2 protein-coding genes and 1 pseudogene are annotated in these 1218 nt (G+C 35.8%); all 3 read left to right on the forward strand.

Going from position 1 to position 1218, the window contains the following annotated elements; translation table 11 throughout:
* Positions 1–174 (forward strand): annotated as a pseudogene (locus BBG47_RS31005) (LysR family transcriptional regulator); the annotation flags it as partial.
* A gap of 426 nt (positions 175–600) precedes the next feature.
* Positions 601–801: an HNH endonuclease signature motif containing protein gene (locus BBG47_RS29685; RefSeq protein WP_139070818.1), complete on the forward strand. Its 201-nt coding sequence runs from the start codon at positions 601–603 to the stop codon at positions 799–801.
* A 179-nt stretch (positions 802–980) separates the two neighbouring features.
* Positions 981–1218 (forward strand): hypothetical protein (locus BBG47_RS30500; RefSeq protein WP_217492548.1); only part of this gene is annotated, 238 nt, incomplete at its 3' end.

A 1218-nucleotide genomic window follows, 5' to 3' on the forward strand; every position in this document is an offset into this window, starting at 1 on the left:
AAGGATGAATCGATTGTCCGCAAAACGTTGTATTCGCCTGCGTTGGAACGTACCGTCTATTTGATGGTTATGAAAAACCGGTATTTGGCACCTGCGGTTCAATGTTTCTTGGAAGAGATTCAACACAACTTTGCGCCGGGGCACAATGCAACGGATCGTATAGATGAGGTATGAATGATCCTAAATGATTTCAATCAAATGCGCACAAGAATTGTCAATAAAAAAAGGATGTGCGTACATCGTTCTTTTCAGAGACACTTCAATCTGTCTGTAGGCGGAGGTGTCTCTCTTTCTATATAAGATGATATTTCCAATATTACACACTGTCGGTATACTTAGGGGAGAGTGGGCCTTATGAGTATGAATTTTGAAATAGAAGCTGGCGAAGAAATAAATCTGACAAGAAAAGCCCACAAATGCCATTCGCTACGCAGCTCTTTGCTACCCTTGGCTGGAACCGGGTATGGAGTTGCGGGATATTCAGGAGCTTCTTGATCATCTGAGCTCTCGAACAACGGAGAGCGCTACACGCATGTCAGTAACGATACTATTCGACGCGTTATGAGCCGCTCGCACGGAAAATGATATGGGGGAGGAAAAATGACTAATCAGTCTCGTAAAAAAGAATGCTTGATTTGTGGCGCAGATAGTTCAAGTGAGAAAATAATATATATGCACTTAACACCTAAGCAGTTTAGAAGTCAAAATGATAAGAATGACTTAGTTACAGTTTGTATTAATTGTGATCGTGCTCTTGACTTTGGTTTAAGCGAAATTTCATTATATGAACTTTCTTCATGAACTGATTTCATTAAGCAAAAAATATGATCGAATAGTGCTTGAACGTAAAATTGGTGATATTGATAACTTTATTGTTGATATTTATCTAATTCATAAGGAAAAGATTAGTGTTGTTGAATGTAAATCGGTAATGACTTTGTCTAAAACTCAAAATAACGATCATTAATTTTTTTGATAGAGTGAGCAATAGAATTAATTTAGATGAAAGGATACTTCCTATACCTACAAGGATCCCTTTAGAAGCTAAAATCGAATATCAAAATCAAAAAATTCATGTTTGGGATATTAATTATATTGCAAATAAATTTAGTAGAGAACTGCATCAGATGCCTGATAGTATAATAAAATCTTATTTTCTTATATTAAGTAAAATGAATGTGTCTTCATTTGAACAAAAGTTTATCGAAGATTTAGAGC

It is taken from the genome of Paenibacillus sp. KS1 (genome assembly GCF_001680695.1).
Lineage (GTDB): Bacteria > Bacillota > Bacilli > Paenibacillales > Paenibacillaceae > Paenibacillus_B > Paenibacillus_B suaedae.